The sequence below is a fragment of the Niveispirillum sp. genome (assembly GCF_017996735.1).
In the GTDB taxonomy this organism is placed as follows: domain Bacteria; phylum Pseudomonadota; class Alphaproteobacteria; order Azospirillales; family Azospirillaceae; genus Niveispirillum.
In genome coordinates, this window is the sequence record NZ_JAGOGJ010000251.1 from 1 (window position 1) to 3,932 (window position 3,932).

The 3,932-nt window shown below is 62.3% G+C and carries 4 protein-coding genes; all 4 read right to left on the reverse strand.

Going from position 1 to position 3,932, the window contains the following annotated elements; all coding sequences use genetic code 11:
* Positions 1 to 1,057, reverse strand: a 1,057-nt coding sequence (locus KBA48_RS32645; RefSeq protein WP_292912840.1) for a hypothetical protein, incomplete at its 3' end; no start/stop codon positions are given.
* A 5-nt stretch (positions 1,058 to 1,062) separates the two neighbouring features.
* Positions 1,063 to 1,935, reverse strand: a complete 873-nt coding sequence (locus KBA48_RS32650; protein WP_292912841.1) for a hypothetical protein — start codon at positions 1,933 to 1,935, stop codon at positions 1,063 to 1,065.
* A 1-nt stretch (position 1,936) separates the two neighbouring features.
* Positions 1,937 to 2,770 (reverse strand): hypothetical protein, encoded by an 834-nt coding sequence (locus KBA48_RS32655; RefSeq protein ID WP_292912842.1) that lies wholly within the window; start codon positions 2,768 to 2,770, stop codon positions 1,937 to 1,939.
* A gap of 3 nt (positions 2,771 to 2,773) precedes the next feature.
* On the reverse strand, positions 2,774 to 3,932 hold a 1,159-nt coding region (locus KBA48_RS32660), incomplete at its 5' end, for a hypothetical protein (RefSeq protein WP_292912843.1).

A 3,932-nucleotide genomic window follows, 5' to 3' on the forward strand; every position in this document is an offset into this window, starting at 1 on the left:
ATACGAGCCCCCTGCCATCGGGGCTCAACAGGCCATAAGTTGTCCCCACAGACCTGTAGACCAGCAGCGACCCCGCTTCATCCAGCAATACTCGCGCCACTGAAAAATCCGTGCAGCGGTCGTAGACAGCGCCCCATGGATAGATTACCGAAGCCCCTGCCGTCGTCGCCACGGCCACGGTCGGGATCGGCAGGCCGGCACTGTCCAGCGGGCCGCCAGGGATGACGCGAGCGTGAACATCGAGGCAATCGGACGAGGCCAGACCGCCGGCCGTCGTTGAGGTCGGCACGGCGAACCTCGCGGTCGCAATGCCACCGGGAACAAAACCGAGCGCAGCGACAGACCGTCGCGTAATCGTGTCCAGTGCGAAATTGATCTCGTGCAACCGCCCGTTACCGGCACCATCTGAGGTGCATATCCATAGCCGGCCATGAGACATGTACGCCGCCCTGCTAAAGGCGGGCGCAGTCCACCAGGGCGAGGACGCAGCCGGGAAGTCCATCCACATGCGGGGCATCCCGCTGGCATCCAGGTCATGCAGGTCATAAATCGTTAAACCGGAGGTCCGCAAAACCCAAAAGCACACGACGGGAAAACGTCGTGTGACCCCACGCGTAGCGGTGCCCAACAGCTCCCAATACCAGGATCGGCCGGGGCGATCACCCCATGCGCCGCCATCGCCATCCCGGCGGCGGTCATAGAAACCAACCGCGATCACATCGGCCGCCGACGCCAAGCTCTTGGTCGCCGCGGCATAAGCCAACCCGGTCGCCGTGCCGGTGCCGGCCGATCCCACCAACAATTGTGCGGCCGCCAGCGCCGTGCCGGTGGCGGCCGCATTCGCCGCCGTCTGCACCCGGTCGGCAGCCGCCGCGCCCGCGCTGCCGGCCGCCGCAAGCTGTGCCGCCTGCGCCTGGGTCAGGGCGGTCTGGGTGGAAGAGGCGGCATTTTCGACATTCCCGACCTCCACCATCACATCGGTCCAGAACGGGTCCCAGTTCTGGTAATAATCGTATGGACTGAAATCGTCGCGCGTCCAATCGGTGCCATTGATCATAGGCATCAGATCAGCTCCTCGAATTCGAATGTCACAGACCAGCGGCCATAGCGTTCAATCGGCACCTCACCCGTGGCAGACAGGGCGCCATACAGGATCTGCCGGCTCATCACGGCCGCGTCTTCTGCCGGGTCCCAGACCAGGAACAGATCGCCGGCAATACCTTTCAGCCACATCAGGTCCAGATAGACACCCATGGCCGCGCGCCTGTCCTGATAGGCCAGGGCGATTTTCCAGGTCCGCCATTTGGCACGCCGGCGGACCAGGCGGCGCCCGCCATCGGTCCGCTTTTTCTCCGACGCATCGACCACGCCGATGGAACTGCCAAAACTGAAGTTGATGGGGGGCTGCCACGCCACCCCGGCCATCAACCGCCCCGCCTGGAAATATCCCGCTGCATTGCCGGGATCGATGAAGTCCACCCCCAGATATTGCGCCGTCACCGGTTCTGTCAGACGGTGCCAAAGAATGGGCGCGCCTGGATAATTGCCCGTGTCGATGCCCGAAAACGGGAAATCACCGAAGGGGCGAGAGCCCCAGATATAGGTCGCCCCCCACATCGGCATAGGATCCGGCTGATAGATCGAGGCCGACAGATCGGCATTGGCCGACAAGAGCGGACGCCATGTCCCCGCCTCACTGCCATTATGATTGATCACCGCCACGATATCGATGGGGCGCGCCCGCGCCATGGCCGTCTTTACCCGGGCAGTGGTGGCGGCGATGTCCGTATAGCGGGCCACCGCCATCACATCGTCGGTCCGCAGGTTCTGGACGGACAGCCCCCCACCCTCAACCCAGCCCCCCGGGTTGGTACCGGCGGCAGACAGGGTGCCCGTGTCGGACGCGATGTCCCACAGCATAAGCATGGAGGCCATATCACACCGCCTTTAGTTCGATTTTACGGACGGCGCCGTTGACCAGCACCTCCAGGTATTCCGAAACGGCGCCGGCGGTGGCGTGAGTGACCAGGGGGCGTCCACTCGAACCTAGAACAAGCTGGTTATTTTTAGTGGCGGAAGCATACGCACCCAGGACGACGCAGTATTCATAATTGCCCGCATTCGCCTGATGACCCACAACTGTGTTGCCGTCGCCAGTGGAATTCAGATTTGCGCCAACTCCAATGACAACATTATATGAACCGGAGGTTCCATACGCCATCGCACCTTGACCGATTGCAACGTTTCGACTTCCATTTGAATTTCTCTCCATCGCTCCCTGCCCGACAGCCGTATTATAATCACTGATATTATCAGCCATTGCGTTCTGTCCGAACGCCGTGTTGCCGTTACCACCGGCGTTGGAGCAAAGGGCAAAATCGCCAACAGCAGTGTTGCGCTGCCCATCCTCTAGATTCGCGGCAGCATTAGAGCCAATACCCGTATTGCGCTGCCCATCCGTCACGTCTCGCAGCGCGTTTTCCCCAAACCCGCAGTTAAATAACGATAAATTAGTCGCATAAAAGCCACCATTTCCAATAAATGTGCTGTTGAATTCACCGTCGAAGTTGTCAGTTAGCCGAACCCAGCGCAAAGCAACTGGATTATCGTCAATACAACGATAGAGTTGCGGTTTTGTATTTGTCGTATCCAGCCACTCGAACCCCAAACGGATATCATACCCCGTCACGCCCCGATCATTGGACGCAGGCGGGGGCGCCGCGTCCTCCAGCAGGACGGGCGGGCCCAACGGGCGGAATTTAACGGCCATGTCTTATCCCCACAGGGTCAGAAGATGTTCTTCGGCGGCGGCATCACGCTCCGCCGCCATCACCACAAAGCGCTTGCCGCCCGACAGGCCGTGGCGCTCATGCGTCACGGCCACGGTGGCGCCGGCATCCAGGCCCGGCGTGAAGGGCACGCGCAATTCAAACCCCTCACGGCGCGGCCCATGCAGACCGACACGCCGCTGCGCTTCCGCCAGCGCAGCACTTTGCGCCATCAGGCAGGTATCAACCCGTTCTGTCCGGGCCAGTAGGCTTTGCACGGACACAGCCGTATCCGTATAGGTTGCCAGCTCCCATTCCTGTCCCAGCAGATCGCGGCCATCGACGACGCTTCCGGCAATTTCCGCGTCGGCCAGCGGCTTCCATCTCCGTCCATAACCGATGGTCTGTGCGGCAAGCCGCCGCTCGGTCGCCGTCGGATCGATGGACAGGATATCGCGCTGCCGGAAACTGAAATCAGGCACCAGCTTCGGCACATCGAACCGGCCCAGCGCCAGGCGCCGGCTCAGATCGAACCCCCAATAGGCACCCAGACTTTCCGCCCATTCGTCGACAATGGCCGAAACCATCACTTCCGATCCACCATCATACCAATGCCCCAGCACCTGCGGGCACAGACTGTTCATGGCGGCGACGGTACCGGGGGCGAAGTCCGTCAGGGTCAGGCTGGTATCGATCGGCAGGACCACGGACACCATGTCCGCGAATGTCAGCGCCGTCGCCCCGCCGGTCAGCTTTCGCCCCTCCACCTGCAACGTCAACGGCCCCACGGGCTGTGCCGCAAACCGGATCAGGCCCAGGGCGTTGCAGGTGACATAATCCAGCCCTGCCATGCTGGCCGCCACCATGGCGGCATAGGTCGGATAATCCGGCCCCACGGCGGTAAACAGGTCACCCCGGTCATACGCCGCCAGGACCCCGCCGCATGGCCCATCGCCATAGGCATAGACAACCGGGTTCTTGCAGATCTGGACCGGCGTAAACTGCCGGGGCCGCCCCATGGCGCGCGGTTTCCGCCGCCCCGCCAGTTCCGCGAACCCTTCCGCCCCGCCCGTGCCCGCGAAACGGTTGACCTGATATGACCGCTCCAGCAGCAATGACAGGTCCCGCAACTCTACCCGCACCTCATCCCCGCCGGGCACAAAC

Coding starts and splice junctions, on each gene's coding strand:
- KBA48_RS32650 (WP_292912841.1), bottom strand. CDS start 1,935: ATGGCCTCCATGCTTATGCTGTGGGACATCGCGTCCGACACGGGCACC.
- KBA48_RS32655 (WP_292912842.1), bottom strand. CDS start 2,770: ATGGCCGTTAAATTCCGCCCGTTGGGCCCGCCCGTCCTGCTGGAGGAC.